This is a genomic window from Microvirga arabica, from assembly GCF_016811235.1.
GTDB lineage: Bacteria > Pseudomonadota > Alphaproteobacteria > Rhizobiales > Beijerinckiaceae > Microvirga > Microvirga arabica.
On record NZ_JAFBID010000064.1, the window covers coordinates 20,219 to 37,418 of the forward strand.

At 66.0% G+C, this 17,200-nt stretch carries 19 protein-coding genes; 13 read left to right on the forward strand and 6 right to left on the reverse strand.

What is annotated here, in order from left to right; genetic code table 11:
• Positions 1-97 precede the first annotated feature (97 nt).
• The 6 genes from JQC81_RS23990 to nhaA all read left to right on the forward strand — a co-directional run bounded on the left by JQC81_RS23990 (position 98) and on the right by nhaA (position 4,458).
• Positions 98-880 carry a ComF family protein gene (locus JQC81_RS23990; protein WP_203274325.1) on the forward strand — a complete coding sequence of 261 codons (783 nt, stop codon included), beginning with the start codon at positions 98-100 and terminating at the stop codon, positions 878-880.
• Positions 881-931: 51 nt separating this feature from the next.
• Positions 932-1,189, forward strand: coding sequence for a glutaredoxin 3 (gene grxC / locus JQC81_RS23995; RefSeq protein ID WP_203274326.1), 258 nt, complete (start codon positions 932-934; stop codon positions 1,187-1,189).
• Positions 1,190-1,205: 16 nt separating this feature from the next.
• On the forward strand, positions 1,206-2,069 hold the full coding sequence (locus JQC81_RS24000; RefSeq protein ID WP_203274327.1) for a carbon-nitrogen hydrolase family protein: 864 nt from the start codon (positions 1,206-1,208) through the stop codon (positions 2,067-2,069).
• 43 nt (positions 2,070-2,112) lie between these two features.
• Positions 2,113-2,559 (forward strand): DUF1178 family protein, encoded by a 447-nt coding sequence (locus JQC81_RS24005; RefSeq protein WP_203274328.1) that lies wholly within the window; start codon positions 2,113-2,115, stop codon positions 2,557-2,559.
• A gap of 54 nt (positions 2,560-2,613) precedes the next feature.
• Complete coding sequence (locus tag JQC81_RS24010; protein ID WP_203274329.1) at positions 2,614-3,135, forward strand: metallophosphoesterase family protein; 522 nt, start codon at positions 2,614-2,616, stop codon at positions 3,133-3,135.
• 102 nt (positions 3,136-3,237) lie between these two features.
• A complete protein-coding gene (gene nhaA / locus JQC81_RS24015) occupies positions 3,238-4,458 on the forward strand; it encodes a Na+/H+ antiporter NhaA (RefSeq protein WP_203274330.1) in 1,221 nt (406 codons plus the stop codon).
• On the opposite strand, the gene ubiG is transcribed toward nhaA, so the two are convergent.
• Positions 4,427-5,170, reverse strand: coding sequence for a bifunctional 2-polyprenyl-6-hydroxyphenol methylase/3-demethylubiquinol 3-O-methyltransferase UbiG (gene ubiG, locus JQC81_RS24020; protein WP_203274331.1), 744 nt, complete (start codon positions 5,168-5,170; stop codon positions 4,427-4,429). The genes nhaA and ubiG overlap by 32 nt on opposite strands.
• Before the next feature lie 134 nt (positions 5,171-5,304).
• On the opposite strand from ubiG, the gene JQC81_RS24025 reads away from it, so the two are divergent.
• The 6 genes from JQC81_RS24025 to JQC81_RS24050 all read left to right on the forward strand — a co-directional run bounded on the left by JQC81_RS24025 (position 5,305) and on the right by JQC81_RS24050 (position 12,660).
• On the forward strand, positions 5,305-6,543 hold the full coding sequence (locus tag JQC81_RS24025) for an aspartate kinase (RefSeq protein WP_203274332.1): 1,239 nt from the start codon (positions 5,305-5,307) through the stop codon (positions 6,541-6,543).
• An 89-nt stretch (positions 6,544-6,632) separates the two neighbouring features.
• Positions 6,633-8,900, forward strand: a complete 2,268-nt coding sequence (gene ptsP, locus JQC81_RS24030) for a phosphoenolpyruvate--protein phosphotransferase (RefSeq protein WP_203274333.1) — start codon at positions 6,633-6,635, stop codon at positions 8,898-8,900.
• Positions 8,900-9,988, forward strand: coding sequence for a peptide chain release factor 1 (gene prfA / locus JQC81_RS24035; protein WP_203274334.1), 1,089 nt, complete (start codon positions 8,900-8,902; stop codon positions 9,986-9,988). Before ptsP ends, prfA begins: the two co-directional genes overlap by 1 nt.
• Positions 9,985-10,410: a FosX/FosE/FosI family fosfomycin resistance hydrolase gene (fosX, locus tag JQC81_RS24040; RefSeq protein ID WP_203274335.1), complete on the forward strand. Its 426-nt coding sequence runs from the start codon at positions 9,985-9,987 to the stop codon at positions 10,408-10,410. The genes prfA and fosX overlap by 4 nt, the downstream gene beginning before the upstream one ends.
• Entirely contained in the window at positions 10,407-11,255 is an 849-nt protein-coding gene (gene prmC, locus JQC81_RS24045; protein WP_203274336.1) for a peptide chain release factor N(5)-glutamine methyltransferase, read from the forward strand. Before fosX ends, prmC begins: the two co-directional genes overlap by 4 nt.
• A 382-nt stretch (positions 11,256-11,637) precedes the next feature.
• Entirely contained in the window at positions 11,638-12,660 is a 1,023-nt protein-coding gene (locus tag JQC81_RS24050; RefSeq protein WP_246520630.1) for a DUF4167 domain-containing protein, read from the forward strand.
• Positions 12,661-12,739: 79 nt separating this feature from the next.
• Here JQC81_RS24050 and JQC81_RS24055 read toward each other — a convergent pair whose 3' ends face one another.
• Both JQC81_RS24055 and JQC81_RS24060 read right to left on the reverse strand, forming a co-directional pair.
• Positions 12,740-12,967 carry a hypothetical protein gene (locus JQC81_RS24055; protein ID WP_203274338.1) on the reverse strand — a complete coding sequence of 76 codons (228 nt, stop codon included), beginning with the start codon at positions 12,965-12,967 and terminating at the stop codon, positions 12,740-12,742.
• An 86-nt stretch (positions 12,968-13,053) separates the two neighbouring features.
• Positions 13,054-13,890: an MOSC domain-containing protein gene (locus JQC81_RS24060; protein WP_246520631.1), complete on the reverse strand. Its 837-nt coding sequence runs from the start codon at positions 13,888-13,890 to the stop codon at positions 13,054-13,056.
• Between the two features lie 110 nt (positions 13,891-14,000).
• Here JQC81_RS24060 and JQC81_RS24065 point away from each other — a divergent pair, with 110 nt between their 5' ends.
• Positions 14,001-14,732, forward strand: coding sequence for a Crp/Fnr family transcriptional regulator (locus JQC81_RS24065; RefSeq protein WP_203274339.1), 732 nt, complete (start codon positions 14,001-14,003; stop codon positions 14,730-14,732).
• 168 nt (positions 14,733-14,900) lie between these two features.
• On the opposite strand, the gene JQC81_RS24070 is transcribed toward JQC81_RS24065, so the two are convergent.
• The 3 genes from JQC81_RS24070 to JQC81_RS24080 form a co-directional block, all read right to left on the reverse strand.
• Complete coding sequence (locus JQC81_RS24070; protein ID WP_203274340.1) at positions 14,901-16,262, reverse strand: NAD(P)/FAD-dependent oxidoreductase; 1,362 nt, start codon at positions 16,260-16,262, stop codon at positions 14,901-14,903.
• Positions 16,263-16,351: 89 nt separating this feature from the next.
• Complete coding sequence (locus tag JQC81_RS24075) at positions 16,352-16,615, reverse strand: hypothetical protein (protein WP_203274341.1); 264 nt, start codon at positions 16,613-16,615, stop codon at positions 16,352-16,354.
• 7 nt (positions 16,616-16,622) lie between these two features.
• Complete coding sequence (locus JQC81_RS24080; protein WP_203274342.1) at positions 16,623-16,946, reverse strand: hypothetical protein; 324 nt, start codon at positions 16,944-16,946, stop codon at positions 16,623-16,625.
• Between the last annotated feature and the right edge of the window lie 254 nt (positions 16,947-17,200).

Here is a 17,200-nt window from a genome sequence, read left to right on the forward strand (position 1 = left end):
CCTTCCCTCGCTACGCTCGCCGGGAATGACATTGAGGTGCTGGAAATCAGGATGAACCCTGCTCGTACTCAGCACACTCATCGGATAAGCTTTGCCCATGAGCGAGCCTCTCGACATTGAGCCCCTTCAGCTCCGCGCCCGCCTCGGTCATGGAGCGCGGGAAGCCTGGCGCTCGGCACTCGGCCTCCTCTATCCGCCGACCTGCATCGCCTGCCAGGCGGCTACCGGCGAGCCTCATACGCTCTGCGCCGCGTGTTGGTCGGGCGTTCGCTTCATCGAACGTCCCTATTGCGAGCGCCTCGGAACGCCGTTTGCGGTCGATCTCGGCCAGCCCCTGCTCTCGCCGGCTGCCATCGCCGATCCGCCGGTGTTTCAGCGGGCCCGAGCCGTCGCCGAATATGACGGCACCGCGAGCCTTCTCGTTCACCGCCTGAAATATAACGACCGCCTCGAACTCGCCCGGGCACTCGGCGGGATGATGACGCGCGCCGGGGCGGAGCTCTTAGGCGAAGCGGACGTGATCGTGCCCGTGCCGCTCCACCGCTGGCGGCTCTGGTGGCGGCGCTTCAACCAGGCGATGGCGTTGGCAAGAGTCATTTCCGCCGAGAGCGGCATCCGCTGCGACCCATTCCTGCTCGCCCGCGTCAAGCGCACCCGGCGGCAGGTGGGGCTCACTAAGGCGCAGCGGCAGGAGAACCTGCAAGGCGCCTTCCGCGTCCCCGCCGAAGTTAAGGCGCGGCTGCAGGGCAAGCGGGTGCTCCTCGTCGACGACGTGCTGACCACCGGGGCCACGGCCAACGCGGCCTCGCGGGCGCTCCTGCGCGGCGGAGCGGCTTCCGTCGACGTTCTGGCCTTCGCCCGGGTGGTAAAGGAGTTGTGACACAGGCGCAAAGCTTCCTATATCCTCCCCACCACAGGAGACATTCCGACGATGCCTGCCATCACGATCTACACGAAGAGTTGGTGCCCCTATTGCTCGGCCGCCAAGAAGCTTCTCACCGAGAAAGGCGCCGATTTCACCGAGATCGATATCGAGAAGAAGCCGGAAGCCAGGGCCGAGATGATCCAGAAGGCCAAGGGCCGCTCCACCGTTCCGCAGATCTTTATCGGCGAAAAGCATGTCGGCGGCTGCGATGACCTGTATGATCTTGATGACAGGGGCCAGCTTGAGCCTTTATTGCAGGCCTAACGGAGACTGATTGCCCATGAACCCGACCCGCTTCACCGCCGCCTGCATCCAGATGCGCTCCGGGCGCGACGTCCTGAAAAACCGCGACGATGCGGTGGCCCTCGTGCGCCAGGCGGCAGACCAGGGTGCACATTTCGCCCAGACGCCGGAGATGACGTCGCTCGTCTGTCGCGACCGGGCCGAACTGTTCGACAAGGTCGGTCCGGAGGCGAAGGACCCGGTGCTCGCGGCTCTGCGCGAGGTGGCGCGGGAGCGGGGGATCGTGGTCCAGATCGGCTCCATCGCCGTGAAGGAAGGCGACAAGGTCGCCAATCGGGCGTTCCTGATCGACCAGGACGGCGAGGTCGTCACGTCTTACGACAAGATCCACCTCTACGACGTGGACCTGCCGAACGGCGAGAGCTGGCGCGAATCGGCCACCTATACGAGCGGAGCCTCGGCCGTGGCCGCCGATACGCCCTGGGGCTATCTCGGCATGACCATCTGCTACGATGTGCGCTTTGCCGCCCTCTACAAGGCTTTGGCCGAGAACGGCGCCTCCTTCCTGTCGGCGCCGGCCGCCTTCACCAAGCAGACGGGCGAGGCGCACTGGCATATCCTGCACCGGGCCCGCGCCATCGAGACCGGCTCCTTCATGATCTCCGCCGCTCAGGCGGGCCTGCATGAGGACGGGCGCGAGACCTATGGCCATTCGCTGATCGTCGATCCCTGGGGCCGCGTGCTGGCGGAAGGCGGGACGGAGCCCGGCGTGTTCATGGCCGAGATCGACACCGCCCTCGTGGCCGAGGTGCGCGGGCGCATTCCCACCCTCAAGAATGCCCGGCCCTTCAGGGTCGAGGTCGTGCCCACCATCGAGACGGATCGGGCGGCCATCGCCTGATCCCCTTCCCTTTCCAAGCCTGAATCCTTACGTCTTCAAAGACATGATCAAGTACGCCCTGGCCTGCGAGCAGGCCCATGAGTTCGAGAGCTGGTTTCCGTCAAGCGAAGCGTTCGAAACGCAGCGCAAGCGCGGTTTCGTGACCTGCCCGTTCTGCGACTCCGCGAAGGTCGAGAAGCAGATCATGGCACCTTCTGTGGCGCGCACGGGCAAGGCGCCGGATGCGCCAGCTCCGGAGCCGCAGCCCGTTGCCGTTCTCTCCGAGCGCGAACGCGAACTGCGCGCGGCTCTGCGGGCTTTGCGCGAACAGGTCATGAAGAACGCTGAGAACGTGGGCAAGGGCTTCGTCGAGGAAGCGCGCAAGATGCATTTCGGCGAGACGGAAGAGCGCTCCATCTACGGCGAGGCGGATCTTGCCGAGGCAAAGGCATTGCTGGAGGAAGGCATCGACGTGCTGCCCCTGCCCATCGTGCCAGATGACCGGAACTAGCCGTCACGCTTCAGGATTACGCCTCCTCTGAACGATATTCGAGCGAGGCGTTCCTTGGCGGTCTTCTTCACCAGCGACACCCATTTCGGGGATTCCAGGGTGCTGCGCATCGACAAGCGTCCGTTCAAGTCGATCCCCGAGCACGACGAGGCGCTCATCGCCAACTGGAACGCGGTTGTCTCAGCCAACGACGAGGTCTGGCATCTGGGCGACTTCGCCTTGCATGTGCGCCCGGAACGGATCGACGAACTGCTGGGGCTTCTCAACGGCCGCAAGCACCTGATCACCGGCAACAACGATGGCGCGGCGACCCTCGCCGCCAACGGCTGGGAGAGCGTGCAGGCTTACGCCGAACTCATGCTCGACGGGCAGGCGGTGGTGATGTGCCACTACGCCTTCCGCACCTGGAAGAACATGGGCCGTGGCTGGATCGACCTGCACGGGCATTCCCACGGCAAGCTCAAACCCCAGACACGGCAATACGATGTGGGCGTGGATGCCTGGGATTACCGGCCCGTCACCCTTGAGACGGTTCTCGGCACCAGGCGCCGACGCATGGCAGCCAAAGCGGTCTGATCTAGCAGAGTTGCTCCCGGTTTCGTGATGGGAGAACCGTGGCTGTCGCTTTTTCTTAGGATTTTTCCCTTTATGACCGGCTCCGATCAGAAGGAGTCATTGATGAATATGCCGACAAGCGACCTGAGGCCGACGCGACGCATCTCGCTGATGCGCAAATTCTTCGACAGCGAAGCCTCGGGCGGCATCATTCTCATGGGCGTGACAATCATTGCTCTCGTGATCGCCAACTCGCCCCTGGCCGATGCCTATTTCGGCCTGCTCAAGACCTACGTGTTCGGGCTCAGCGTCCTCCACTGGATCAACGACGCGCTCATGGCGGTGTTCTTTCTGCTGGTCGGCCTCGAGATCAAGCGCGAGATGCTGGACGGGCAGCTCTCCACCTGGCCGCGGCGGATCCTGCCCGGCGTCGCCGCCTTGGGCGGCATGGTCTTGCCGGCTCTCGTCTATCTGGCGATCACCTGGGATGAGCCGCATCTGCGCCAGGGCTGGGCGATCCCGGCCGCCACCGACATCGCCTTCGCGCTCGGCGTGCTGGCGATCCTCGGCTCCCGGGTGCCGACCTCCCTCAAAATCTTCCTGACGGCGCTTGCAATCCTCGACGATCTCGGCGCGATCATCATCATCGCCCTGTTCTACACGAGCGATCTCTCCGTCATGATGCTGGGCGCGGCCGCACTCTGCCTCATCGCGCTGGTGGCCTTCAATCGCTTCGGCATCAAGAGCCTTGTGCCCTATCTGGCCGTCGGCGTGGTGCTGTGGTTCTTCGTGCTCCAGTCGGGTGTCCACGCCACGCTCGCGGGCGTCGCCCTGGCCCTGACGATTCCGCTTCAGGACAAGCCGAAGGAGACCCGCGCGGAGGATTCGCCCCTGCACCGGCTGGAACATGCGCTGCATAAACCCGTGGCGTACGGCATCATTCCGATCTTCGGCCTCGCCAATGCGGGCGTGTCCTTGTCGGGCCTCTCTCTGGATGCGCTCCTGAGCCCCTTGCCGCTGGGCATTGCCATGGGCCTGTTCCTCGGCAAGCAGGTGGGCGTCTATGCCTTCTCGGAGCTGGCGATCAGGCTCAACTTTGCCGATGTCCCGGCGGGCGCGACGCGCGTCCAATGCTACGGCGTCGCCCTGCTGTGCGGCATCGGCTTCACCATGAGCCTGTTCATCGGCGCGCTCGCCTTCCCAGGCCAGCCGGAGCTGGGGGATGCCACCAAGATCGGCGTGCTCATGGGCTCCATGCTGTCGGCGATCGCGGGCTTCCTGCTGCTCAGCATCGCCCCGCGGGAGATCCCGCTCAAGCCTTCGAGGCCAGCAGCATATAATTGACGGCCGTATCGCGGGACAGGGACCAGCTGTCCCGCAGCGGGTTGTAGGCGACGCCCTTGAGGTCATCGACCCGGAACCCCGCGGCCGCGATGGCGTCGGTCAGCTCCTCGGGGGTGACGAACTTGTCCCATTCGTGGGTGCCCTTGGGCAGCCAGCCGAGGATGTACTCGGCCCCCACGATGGCGGACGCGAAGGAGCGCAGGGTCCGGTTGATCGTCGCCATGGCGAGAGCCCCATCCGGCTTCACCGCCTGGGCGCAGGCCTTCACGAAGGCGCCCCGGTCCGCCACGTGCTCCACCACCTCCATGGCCAGCACCATGTCGAAGGTCTCACCCCCGGCGACCACGGCCTCCACGGTCTCGTTGCGGTAATCGACCGGCACCCCGGCACGCTCCGCATGAAGCCGGGCGACGGTGATGTTCGTCGGCGCAGGATCGAGCCCCGTCACTGTCGCTCCCAGGCGCGCGAGCGGCTCGGAGAGCACGCCCCCGCCGCAGCCCACGTCCAGGATCGTGATGCCTTCGAGCGAGCGGGCCGAACGCGGGTCGCGCCCGAAGCGGCGGCAGGCCTCGTCGCGGATATACCCTAAGCGCACCGGATTGAACTTGTGCAGGACCTTCATGGGCCCCTTCGGGTCCCACCAGGTCTCGGCGATCTTGTCGAAACGGGCGACCTCGGCGGGGTCGATGGTGGTGGATGCGCCGTGGGTCATCGAAGCCTGGTTCCTTAGGACGAAGAAATGATTCCCGCGCGTTGACAGGGCGCGGCCCTACCGTCATGTATACGCGCCTTTCGCGCCGCGAAGGGCAAAATCTTCCCTGAACCCTTAACGGCCCTTCTTCGACCATGCCCCGTCTCGTCATGAAGTTCGGCGGAACATCCGTCGCCACCGTAGAGCGCATCCGCAACGTGGCCCGGCATGTGAAACGCGAGGTCGAGGCCGGCTACGATGTGGCCGTGGTGGTCTCCGCCATGGCGGGCAAGACCAACGAGCTCGTCGGCTGGGTCAAGGAGGCATCAAGCCTTTACGATTCCAAGGAATACGACGTGGTCGTCGCCTCCGGCGAGCAGGTGACCTCCGGCCTCCTGGCCCTGGCGTTGCAGGAAATGGGCCTCAAGGCGCGGTCCTGGCAGGGCTGGCAGATCCCGATCATGACCTCGGAGGCCCACGGCTCGGCCCGCATTGCCGCCATCGACGGCACCGGGATCCTCAAGGGCTTCACCGACGCCAAGGAAGTGGCTGTCGTGTCCGGCTTCCAGGGCATGCATCAGCCCTCGGGCCGCATCACGACGCTCGGCCGCGGCGGCTCGGATACCAGCGCCGTCGCGCTGGCCGCCGCCATCCAGGCCGAGCGCTGCGACATCTACACGGACGTCGACGGCGTCTACACCACGGATCCGCGCATCGTGCCCAAGGCCCGGCGCCTGGATAAGGTTTCTTACGAGGAAATGCTGGAAATGGCCTCGCTGGGGGCCAAGGTGCTCCAGGTGCGCTCGGTGGAGCTCGCCATGATGCACCGTGTGCCGACCTATGTGCGCTCCAGCTTCGACGATCCTGCCGATCCCAAGCTCGGCACCCTCATCTGCGACGAGGAAGACATCATGGAACAGCAGATTGTCACGGGCATCGCCTATTCGCGCGACGAAGCCCAGATCACGCTGCGGGACATTGCCGACAAGCCGGGCATCGCGGCCTCGATCTTCGTGCCCCTGGCCGAGGCCAACATCAACGTGGACATGATCATCCAGGTGGTGTCCGATAACGCGGCCACCACGGACCTGACCTTCACGGTACCGACCGCCGATTACGAGCGGGCCTGCGCGATCCTGAACGAGCGCCGGGACGAGATCCGGTTCCAGGATCTCCAGGGCGCCACGGACGTGGTGAAGGTCTCGGCCATCGGGGTCGGCATGCGCAGCCATGCGGGCGTGGCCGCCCGGGCCTTCAAGGCCCTGGCCGACAAGGGTATCAACATCCGGGCGATCACCACCTCCGAGATCAAATTCTCGGTGCTGATCGAATCGGCCTATACGGAGCTTGCGGTTCGCACGCTCCACTCGCTATACGGCCTTGATCAAGCCTGATTGACGAGGGATTGGTCGGGCTGCGACAGTGACCATGCCGGCCGCCGGTCCGCCCTGCCGGCCCTGATAGGACGGGAACAGAGAAGCTCATGCCAAGCGCTCCCGGCGGTCCGCGCCTTCTGCTGCGCCGCCTCCGCGAGATCATGGCGGAGCCGGTCGGGGCGCAGGACCGTCTCGACAAGATCGTCACCCAGATCGCCGCCAACATGGTGGCGGAGGTGTGCTCCGTCTACGTCATGCGTGGCGACGGCGTGCTCGAGCTATTCGCCACCGAGGGCCTGAACCGGGAGGCCGTCCACCTCACCGTCATGCGGTCGGGCGAGGGCCTCGTCGGCCTTATCGCATCGAGGGCCGAACCCCTGGCCCTGTCGGACGCCCAGAGCCACCCGGCCTTCTCCTACAAGCCTGAGACGGGCGAAGAGATCTACCACGCCTTCCTGGGCGTGCCCCTGCTGCGCGCCGGCAACACGCTCGGCGTCCTCGTCGTCCAGAACCGCACCTACCGGGTCTATACCGAGGAGGAGGTCGAGGCTCTCCAGACCACCGCCATGGTGGTGGCCGAGATGCTCGCCACGGGCGAGCTGCAGGCGCTGGCTCCGGTCGAGACCGGCATTGCGCTGCGCCGCCCCGTCTACCAGAAGGGCGTCGCGCTCGCCGACGGCGTGGGCCTCGGCCATGTGGTGCTCCACGAGCCACGGGTGGTGGTCAAAAACCTCATCGCCGAGAACATCGAGGCGGAGCTGAAGCGGCTCGATGCCGCCATCGGCGAGGTGCGCCTGTCCATCGACGAGCTCATCGAGCGCGGCGATGTCGCCCATCACGGCGAGCACCGGGAGGTTCTGGAGACCTTCCGCATGTTCGCCCACGACCAGGGCTGGCTGAGGCGCATGCGCGAGGCGGTGACGTCGGGCCTAACGGCGGAAGCCGCCGTGGAACGGGTGCAGTCCGACAACCGCGCCCGCATGCTGCGCCAGACCGACCCCTACCTGCGCGAGCGCCTGCACGACCTCGACGATCTCGCCAACCGCCTGCTCCACCGGCTGGTGGGGCGGGACTTCGTCACGGAGCGCGAAAATCTTCCCGAGAACGCCATTCTCGTGGCCCGCTCCATGGGGCCGGCGGCCCTCCTCGACTACGACCGCTCGCGGCTGCGCGGCCTCGTGCTCGAAGAAGGCGGGCCGACGAGCCACATCGCCATCGTGGCCCGGGCGCTCGGCATCCCGGCCGTCGGCGAGGTCTCGAACGCCACCTCGCTCACGGAGCCGGGCGACGCCATCATCGTGGACGGCGCCGCCGGCGAGGTGCAAATCCGGCCCAACCCGGACGTGGAGGCGGCCTATGCCGAGAAGGCGCGGCTGCGCGCCCGCCGGCAGGAGCAGTATCTCAAGCTGCGGGACGTGCCCTCCGTCACCAAGGACGGAGTCGAGGTGACCCTGCAGCTCAATGCCGGCCTCGTGGTCGACCTGCCGCATCTGGCCGAGACCGGCGCTGCGGGCGTCGGGCTGTTCCGCACGGAGCTGCAATTCATGATCGCCGAGCGCATGCCATCGGCCTCAGAGCAGCAGGCGCTCTACAGCACGGTCTTCGCGGAAGCCGGCGACCGGCCCGTCACCTTCCGCACTCTCGATATCGGCGGCGACAAGATCCTGCCCTACATGCAGTCCGTCGAGGAGGAGAACCCGGCCCTAGGGTGGCGCGCCATCCGCATCGGGCTTGATCGTCCGGGCCTGCTGCGCGCCCAGATCCGCGCCCTGCTCAAGGCGGCGGCCGGAAGGCCCCTGAAGATCATGTTCCCCATGGTGGCGACCTGCGACGAGTTCGAGCGCGCCAAGCTGCTGGTGGAACGGGAAAAGGCACACCTCGCCAATCATGGCCATCCGCTGCCGTCGGACCTGAAGCTCGGCGTGATGCTGGAGGTTCCCTCGCTGCTGTTCCAGCTCAAGGAAATCTGCGAGAGCGCCGATTTTATCTCGCTCGGCACCAACGACCTGATGCAGTTCCTCTTCGCCAGCGACCGCGAGAACCGGCGCGTGGCCGACCGCTTCGATCCGCTGAGCGCGCCCATGCTGCGGGCTCTGAACATGGTGGCCGAGCATGCCGAGGCTTCCGGCTGCGTGGCGACGGTCTGCGGCGAGGTGGGTGGACGCCCCCTCGAGGCCATGGCCCTGATCGGACTCGGCTTCCGATCGCTGTCCATGTCTCCGGCCTCCATCGGCCCGGTCAAGGCCATGCTGCTGGAGATGAACGTCGCGGAGGTCAGCGCCCTGATCCGCGAGGAACTTAAAACGGCCGGGGGCGGCCAAACGCTGCGCCCGAAGCTCGCCCATTTTGCGGAAACGCACGGTATTCCGGTCTGATGTCGATTGCCCCTCCCTCCGATCGCCTGAACGCTATTCTCGCCCGCCATGACATCATCACGGCGACGCTCAATGCCGGGCCCGACCCGGAAACCTTCGTGGCACTCTCCCGCGAACTCGCCGAGCTCGACGGGGTGGTGGAGGCCATCCGCGCCTATCGGGCCATGGAGGATAACCTGCAGGGCCTTCAGGCCATGCTCGATGATCCGTCGATGGATGCCGAGATGCGCTCGCTCGCCGAAGACGAGCTGCCCCAGGCCCGGGAGGATCTGGAAAAGGCCGCCCAGGACCTGCGACTGATGCTTCTGCCCAAGGACGAGGCGGACGAGAAGAGCGCCATCCTCGAAATCCGCGCCGGCACCGGCGGCGACGAGGCCGCCCTGTTCGCCGGCGACCTGCTGCGCATGTACACCCGCTATGCGGATCTGAAGGGCTGGAAGGTCGAGATCGTCTCCGAGAGCGAGGGCACGGCCGGCGGCTACAAGGAAGTGGTGGCCGAGATCAAGGGCCGGGGCGTGTTCGCCCGGCTCAAGTTCGAGAGCGGCGTCCATCGCGTCCAGCGCGTGCCGGACACGGAAACGCAAGGCCGCATCCACACCTCCGCCGCCACGGTCGCCGTGCTGCCGGAGGCAGAGGACGTGGACATCGTGCTCAATGACGCGGACCTGAAGATCGACACCATGCGGGCGCAAGGCGCCGGCGGCCAGCACGTGAACAAGACGGAATCCGCGATCCGCATCACCCATATCCCTTCGGGAATGGTGGTTTTCGTTCAGGACGAGCGCTCGCAGCACAAGAACCGGGCCAGGGCCATGGCCCTCCTGCGCGCCCGCCTCTATGACGCCGAGCGCACTGCCAAGGACGCGGCCCGCGCCGCCGACCGCAAGGCACAGGTGGGCTCCGGCGACCGCTCCGAGCGCATCCGCACCTACAACTTCCCGCAGGGGCGCGTGACCGACCACCGTATCAACCTGACCCTCTACAAGCTCGAGGAAGTTGTTGCCGGCAACGCTCTCGACGAGCTGATCGACGCCCTCGTCACCGAGCATCAGGCGGCCCAGCTCGCCGCGCAGGATCAGGCGGCATGAGCGAGGGCAGGATCGAGGGCCTCAGCCATATCACCCTCATCACTCGCGATCTCGACCGCATGACCACCATCATTGAGCAGGCGCTCGGCGGCCGGGAGATCTATTCCTCCGGGGACGACACCTTCTCCCTATCGCGCGAAAAATTCTTCGATGTGGGCGGGCTCTGGATTGCCGTGATGGAGGGAGAGAGCCTGCCCAGCCGGACCTACAACCACATCGCCTTCAAGATCCCAGCCCCCGCCATCGAGGACTACCGTAGGCGGATCGAGACCCTGGGTCTGGAGGTCCGCGAGTCCCGGCCCCGGGTCGAGGGCGAAGGGCATTCGCTCTATTTCTACGACGACGACAACCACCTGTTCGAGCTGCATACCGGCACCCTGGAGGAGCGGCTGGAACGCTACCGGCAGGGCCGGAATCCTTGAAAACCCGCGCTGGCGCCTTGAGGGAGCTGCGCCGAACCCTCACCGAGGCCGGGTTCGAGACCGCGGCCCTGGACGCCCGTCTGCTCCTGCTCGAAGCCCTTGGGATCTCCGCTACGGAGCTGATCACAGAACCCGATGTGCTCCTGAAGCCGGCGCAGGCTGAGGCCCTCGCCGCCTTCGTCCAGCGCCGCCTGAACCATGAGCCGGTGGCCCGGATCGTCGGCGAGCGGGAGTTCTGGGGCCTGCCCTTCCGCCTCTCCCCGGAAACCCTGGTGCCTCGGCCCGATACGGAAACCCTGGTCGAGACCGCCCTCGCCCTGCTTCCCGACCGCCAGGCTCCGTTGAAGGTCGTCGATTTCGGCACCGGCTCCGGCTGCATCCTGGTGGCGCTCCTGCATGAACTGCCGAACGCCACCGGGCTCGGGGTCGACCTGTCCTTTGGCGCCCTTGTGACAGCGCGGGCCAATGCGATTGGCAACCGGGTTGGCAGCCGCTGCCATTTCGCCCTGTCGCGCTGGGCCGACGCGGTGTCCGGCCCGTTCGACCTCGTCGTCTCGAACCCGCCCTACATCGCCTCCGGGGTCATCCCGACCCTGGACCAGGAGGTGCGGGAGCACGATCCGCGGCTTGCCCTCGACGGGGGGCCGGACGGGCTGGAGCCCTACCGGATCCTCCTGGGCGAAGCGGAGCGCCTTCTGGCGCCCGGGGGCCTGCTGGCGGTGGAGACCGGCTACGACCAGGCCGAGGATTTAGGAAGCTTGGCGGGTCTCCATGGGCTTGAAGTCTTGAAGATCACACACGATCTATCAGGGAACCCGCGCTGTGTCGCCATGAAGCGATCGTGATGGCCCGGGTGAGGCTTTCTTGTCCCAGGACGGGATAAAGTCGGAAATAGCCCTTGTTGGACCGAGAGGAACCCGCTAGATTCGGGATAGAGATCGTCCTCGGTCTAAACAAATCGGCGGCCCTTAAGGGGAATGCCGGAAGACCAAACGATATCAATCGCGCAGGCAGGGGCTTTTGAACGGAACGGCCTGGCGCGATCACCTGAACCCGACACTGAAGGATGGCCAAGCCTCTCGAAGGCTGTGGCTGAACGACAGACGGTTTGCCACGCGAACGGTGGGCGTTGAGCCCGTTCGTTGAATATTGGCTTGCATATCGCGTGGGCTTTAAAGAACCAGCGAGGCTCGTAGAGCGAAAATGAGACCAGGACAAAACAGGCGTATGCGCGGTCGTAACAACAACAACCGCGGTAGTAACAACAAGGGGCCCAATCCCCTGACGAAGAGCTACGAGTCGAACGGCCCGGACGTGAAGATCCGCGGCACGGCTCAGCATATCGCCGAGAAATACAGCCAGCTCGCCCGCGACGCGCAGTCGAGCGGCGACCCGGTGGCGGCCGAGAACTACTTCCAGCACGCCGAGCATTATTTCCGCATCATCGCGGCCGCCCAGGAGCAGCTGCGCGAGCAGTACGGCTACCAGCAGCAGCGGTCCTTCGACGAGGATGGCAACGAGGAGGAAGGCTTCACCCAGGGTGAGCGCCCGAGCTTCGAGCGTGCCGGCGGCGGCCAGGATTTCGGCAACGGCGAGGAAGGCGATTTCGGCTCCCAGCCGCAGCCCTACGAGAACCGGGCCGAGCGTCAGCCGCGCTTCGACCGCGGGGACCGTCAGGATCGTGGGGATCGTCCCGATCGCGGGGACCGTCAGGATCGTGGGGAGCGCCAGGACAGGAACGACCGCCAGGATCGTGGTGACCGTCGCGAGCGCTTCCAGCGCGACCGCGGCCCACGCCAGGACTACCAGCCCCGCGACGAGCAGCCCTTCGAGGCCCGCCCGGAGAATGGTGAGCGTGCCGAGCGCCAGCCGCGCTTCGACCGCAACGACCGTCAGGACCGCAGCGATCGTCCCGAGCGCCAGGATCGTCCCGAGCGCAACGACCGCTTCGAGCGCGGCGACCGTCCGGAGCGCCGCGAGCGCTTCCCGCGCGACCGCCGCCGGGACGACGAGGGATCCGACCAGGGCACCCTGCCGGCCTTCCTGACGAACCCGGTCCGTGCGCCCGCTCCCGTGAGTGCCGAGACGGAGGCTCCGGCTCCCGCACCGGTCATGCAGGAAGCGGCCAATGACGAGGCAGCCGCCCGTCCGCGCCGCCGCCGCCGCACCCGTCAGGAGATGATCGACGCAGCCAATGCCGAGAACGGCGGCTTCACGCCGGACCCGGTCGAGACCCCGGCTGCCGAGTAAGGCACACCGGCACCTGAACATGAAAAAGGGAGAGCTTGGCTCTCCCTTTTTTGTTGCGCGCCTTCAAATGCGAACCCACTCAGGGCAGCAGATAGCCAAAGGCCCACATGTCATCCCATTTCAGCTTGGGCCATCCGAAGATCCAGGCCAAGAGGGAGTAGAGGCTCACGAGAGCCAAGCCGGTGACGAGGCCCGAGATCAGAGCCAGGGCAACATGAGAGGACCCAAGCCAGACTACGATCCCCATCCCGATAGACCCGGCGAGAATGCCGAGAGAGATCAAAAGGCTCGTGCGTTTCTGCTCCATCGGTGCCTTTTCCTAGAGCGCCTGCGCTCCAGAGTAACATTCAATCAGGATGGGGTGGTTTGGCAAGCGCCAGCACACTGGAGGACCTACAGCGCCAACTCCGTCTGCTCCGCCTCGAGGTCCTCGCCGGTCTCGAGCGGGCCGCCCTGCAGCACCTCGGCGTATATGCCGCAATCGAAGTGCCCGTAGGCTTTCATCAGGCTTTTCGGGATCTCCAGGTCGCGGATGCCGGTGTCCGGGTCGACGTTTGTGGCGGCGCAGCGCTCGATGCGCTTGGTCACCTTCAGGCGTGCGCCCGAGGGGGCGGTCAGCACCTTGCCCAGAAGGTCGAACTCGGCCCAAGGCGCGAGACCCTCGACGTGAATGTTGCCGCGAAAGCGCAGGGGATCGACCGGTGCGCCGACAACGTTCTCCAGTTCCCGAACGCTGGCGAGATTGATGAGCGAGACGAAGCCGCGCCGGGAATCCGTGAAGCGGAAGCCCTGTGGGGCCGTCAGCACCTTCGGCGGGCCGCGCAGTTCCTTCGGCATGAAGCGGCGGAAGAACGCCTCGATGGCAAGCCGCCCCTCAAGCGTCGAGAGATCGCCCCGCGCCACCTGACGCCCGCCCTCCTCGATGAAAAGGGTCGTGATGGAATCGATGTAGCGGGTCTTCAGCCGCGCCAGCCCCTCGTTCCTCATCAGCATCAGGAACTTGATTTTGGGCTGATGCTGCGGGTTGTCCGGCTCGAACCCGGCTGGGCCGTTCTCGACGGCAAACAGCCGATCGCCGGGAAAGTAGTCCCCCTTGGTGAGGGTGACGGAGGACAGGGTCTCGGGCGACAAGCCCTTCACCGGATAGCGCTGGAGCGAGGCGATGCGGATGGTCATGGAGCCATGGATACGGTCTCGTTCTGGGACGGGCAAGGCGGACGCGAGTGCCATGCCCAGTTTCCGGGCCGGACGCCGTAAGATTTCACGGGATCGTGGACCGGGGCACCCGTCTGGCGCGTTAGATGACAGGGGCTTATTCCGGCTGAATCGGGGCCTCTGCCATGGCACAGGTTCAGAGAACTCCGCAGCATCAGGACAACCGCCTTCTGGCGGCCCTGGCGCCGGGGGATTTTGCATTTCTCGAGCCGCATCTGACCATCGTCGACCTGCAGCGAGGCCAGACCCTCTACGAGGTCGGCGAGACCATCGTGCATACCTACTTCCCGCACGATGCGATGGTGTCCCTCGTCACCGTCATGCATGACGGCAAGTCCGTCGAAATGGCGACGTTCGGCTGCGAGGGGTTGTTCGGTCTGGTGAGCGCCTTCGTGACCCGCCAATCGTTCGGGCGCTATGTCGTCCAGCTGAGCGGCACGGCCTCCCGGGCCGAACTCGCCATGATGCACGAGGCCATGGCGGCGCGACCGGCCATCCAAGAGCTCGTGCTGCGCTTTACCGAGGCGCTTATGGCGCAAACCCTTCAGACCGTGGCCTGCAACGCCGTTCACAGCGTGGAAGCCCGATGCTGCCGCTGGATCCTCATGAGCCAGGACCGGGCAGGCCAGCCTGATCTGCCGCTCACCCAGGAGTTCCTGGCGGAGATGCTCGGCGTTCAGCGCTCGACGGTCAGCGACGTTGCCCGGTCCATTCAGGACAAAGGGCTGATCCGTCTGGGCAGAGGCGTCATCACGGTCACGGATCGTCCTGGTCTCCAGGCTGCCTCCTGTGAATGCTATGAGATCATCCGGCAGAAGTTCGCGCAGCTCCTGCCGCACACCTATGGGCGGGGCTGAACGAAAAACACCATGCCGCCGTGGATGTGTTCCCTGAGCCCTGCCGAATGGCAGGGCGTTGCTCACATGGACAACCGCGAAAAGCTCACGATGCATCTCCGAGCGGGTGATCGTGGTGCGCTTGAGCTCGGGCGTGTAGTAACCCTCGGAGTTGCGCTCGTCTCCCCACTACCGCCAATCCGATCCTGCAGTGTGAGCGCGGTCTCGACCCGGGCTGCGGCTCTTCTCGACCGGAGATGCCCCGGGCTGCGCCTTCTCGTCCTGAGCCGTTTCCTGCGCCTGCGGCCCGTCGACGATGAGGCGCGCGCCGCGCTGGTAGGTCAGGTAGTTCCACAGCCAGGTGAAGGCGACCACCGCCCGGTTGCGCAAACCGATCAGGAAGTAGACATGGGCGATGCCCCAGAACAGCCAGCCGATGAAGCCGGTGAGGTGAACGCCGCCGAGCTTCACCACCGCCGCCTTGCGGCCGATGGTGGCGAGATCGCCCTGGTGGCGGTAGCGGAAAGGCCCCGGCGCCGTTCGTCCCGATGCCTTCGCGGCGATGACATTGGCCACATAGGCGCCCATCTGCTTGGCCGCCGGCGCAATGCCCGGCACGGTCTTGCCCTCCGCATCCACGGCCGCCGCCGTGTCGCCGATGACGAAGATTTCCGGGCGGCCGGGAACCGTGAGATCCGGCCCCACCTTCACCCGTCCCGCCCGGTCCCGCTCCGCTTGGAGCCATTCCCCGGCCGGTGAGGCGATGACGCCCGCTGCCCAGACGAGGGTGCCGGCCTCGATCCGCGAACCCTCGAGATCGACGCCGCGCCCGTCGCAATCAGTCACCCGTGCCGAGGTCATGACCTCCACGCCCATCTTTTCGAGGGCCTGCGCGGCATAGGCCGAGAGGTCTTCCGGAAAAGTCGGCAGCAGGCGGGGGCCGGCCTCGATGAGGATGACGCGGGCGGCATGCGGGTCGATGCGCCGGAACTCGGACGGCAGGGCGTAATGGGCCACCTCCGCGATGGCTCCCGCCATCTCGACCCCCGTGGGGCCGCCGCCCACCACCACGAAGGTGAGCAGCCGCCGCTGCTCATCCTGATCGTCGATCAGCTCCGCCTCCTCGAAGGCGAGCAGGACCTTGCGGCGGATGCGCGTCGCGTCCTCGATCTGCTTCAGCCCCGGGGCCACGGACGCCCATTCCGGGTGGCCGAAATAGGAATGGGTGGCACCGGTGGCGAGGACCAGGAAATCATAGGGAACGGCCGTGGAGCCGGCGTGAACGAGCCGCGCCTGTGGATCCACGCCTTCGACCTCGGCCATGAGAACCGTGATGTTCTTCTGGCGCCGGACGATGCCGCGGATCGGCCAGGCGATGTCGGCCGGCGACAGGGCCGCGGTCGCCACCTGGTAGAGCAGCGGCTGGAAATAATGAAAGTTGTGGCGGTCGATGAGCGTCACGTCGACGGGCGCGCGAGCGAGCGCCTGAGCGGCTGTCAGCCCTCCGAACCCGGCCCCGACGATCACGACCTTTGGCACGTCAGCCGCCATGGCGCCCTCGCATCATGCAGGAAAGACCCCCATCATAGAAAAAGCCCCGCCGGTTGGCAGGGCTTTTCTTCACGCACACGATCCGGAGCTTACGAGGCGTCGCCCGAGCGGGCCACCTTGGTGCGCTTCAGCTCGGGAGTGTAGTAGCCCTCGCGGGCCGGGATGTGATCCTCGTTGGTGGTCTTCGGGTTCATGCCCTCATGGGCGGTCTGGTGCTCGGGGATGTTGGTCTGGGGACCGGCCTCCTGCTTCATGCGCAGCGCCTTCTCGGCATTGCTCATCAGCTCCTCGCGAGCCTTCTCGGCCTTGCGCTTCTTGGGGCTGAACATGGAGAAAATATCGGAAAGAGCCATGGTGTGATCACTCCTTGGCGCGGGAGAGGACGTGGTCCTCTTCGTCGCTGCGATGGGTCGGCGGGGACTGAACGTTCTGACGCGAGACGGGAATGTCGCGGGAGGTCGCGATGGTGCCGGTGGAATCGCCGATGTCACGGCCGGCCTCGTTGGACGCAGGTCCCTTGTCGTCCCGGATCACCCGGCCGTTCTCCGTGGTGTCGCCGAAGGTCTCCGGCGTCACCGAGGGCTGCTGCTCGGCGGGGCTTTCCGGCACCGCAAGGCCCAGCTCCGCGTTGCGGGCGAGATCGGCGCGGGCTTTTTCGGCTTCCGACCGCGGGTCGCGTGTCATGGGAACCTCCTCAAACTGTTGCTGGGTCAATGCCAGCGCCGCGAGCCGGTTCCCCCTCTTGTTGTGGCGAATGGGACACACCAACTAAGCGGGAGCGGATGCTCCATTGAGGAGGTCCGACATCGCAGGGTCGGCCTGTGCCTCCAGGAGGGCGGGCTGACCTGAGGAGGGATGATTGATGAATTTCGAAAAATACACCGAACGTGCCCGGGGCTTCGTTCAGGCTGCGCAGAATCTTGCCATGCGGGAAGGCC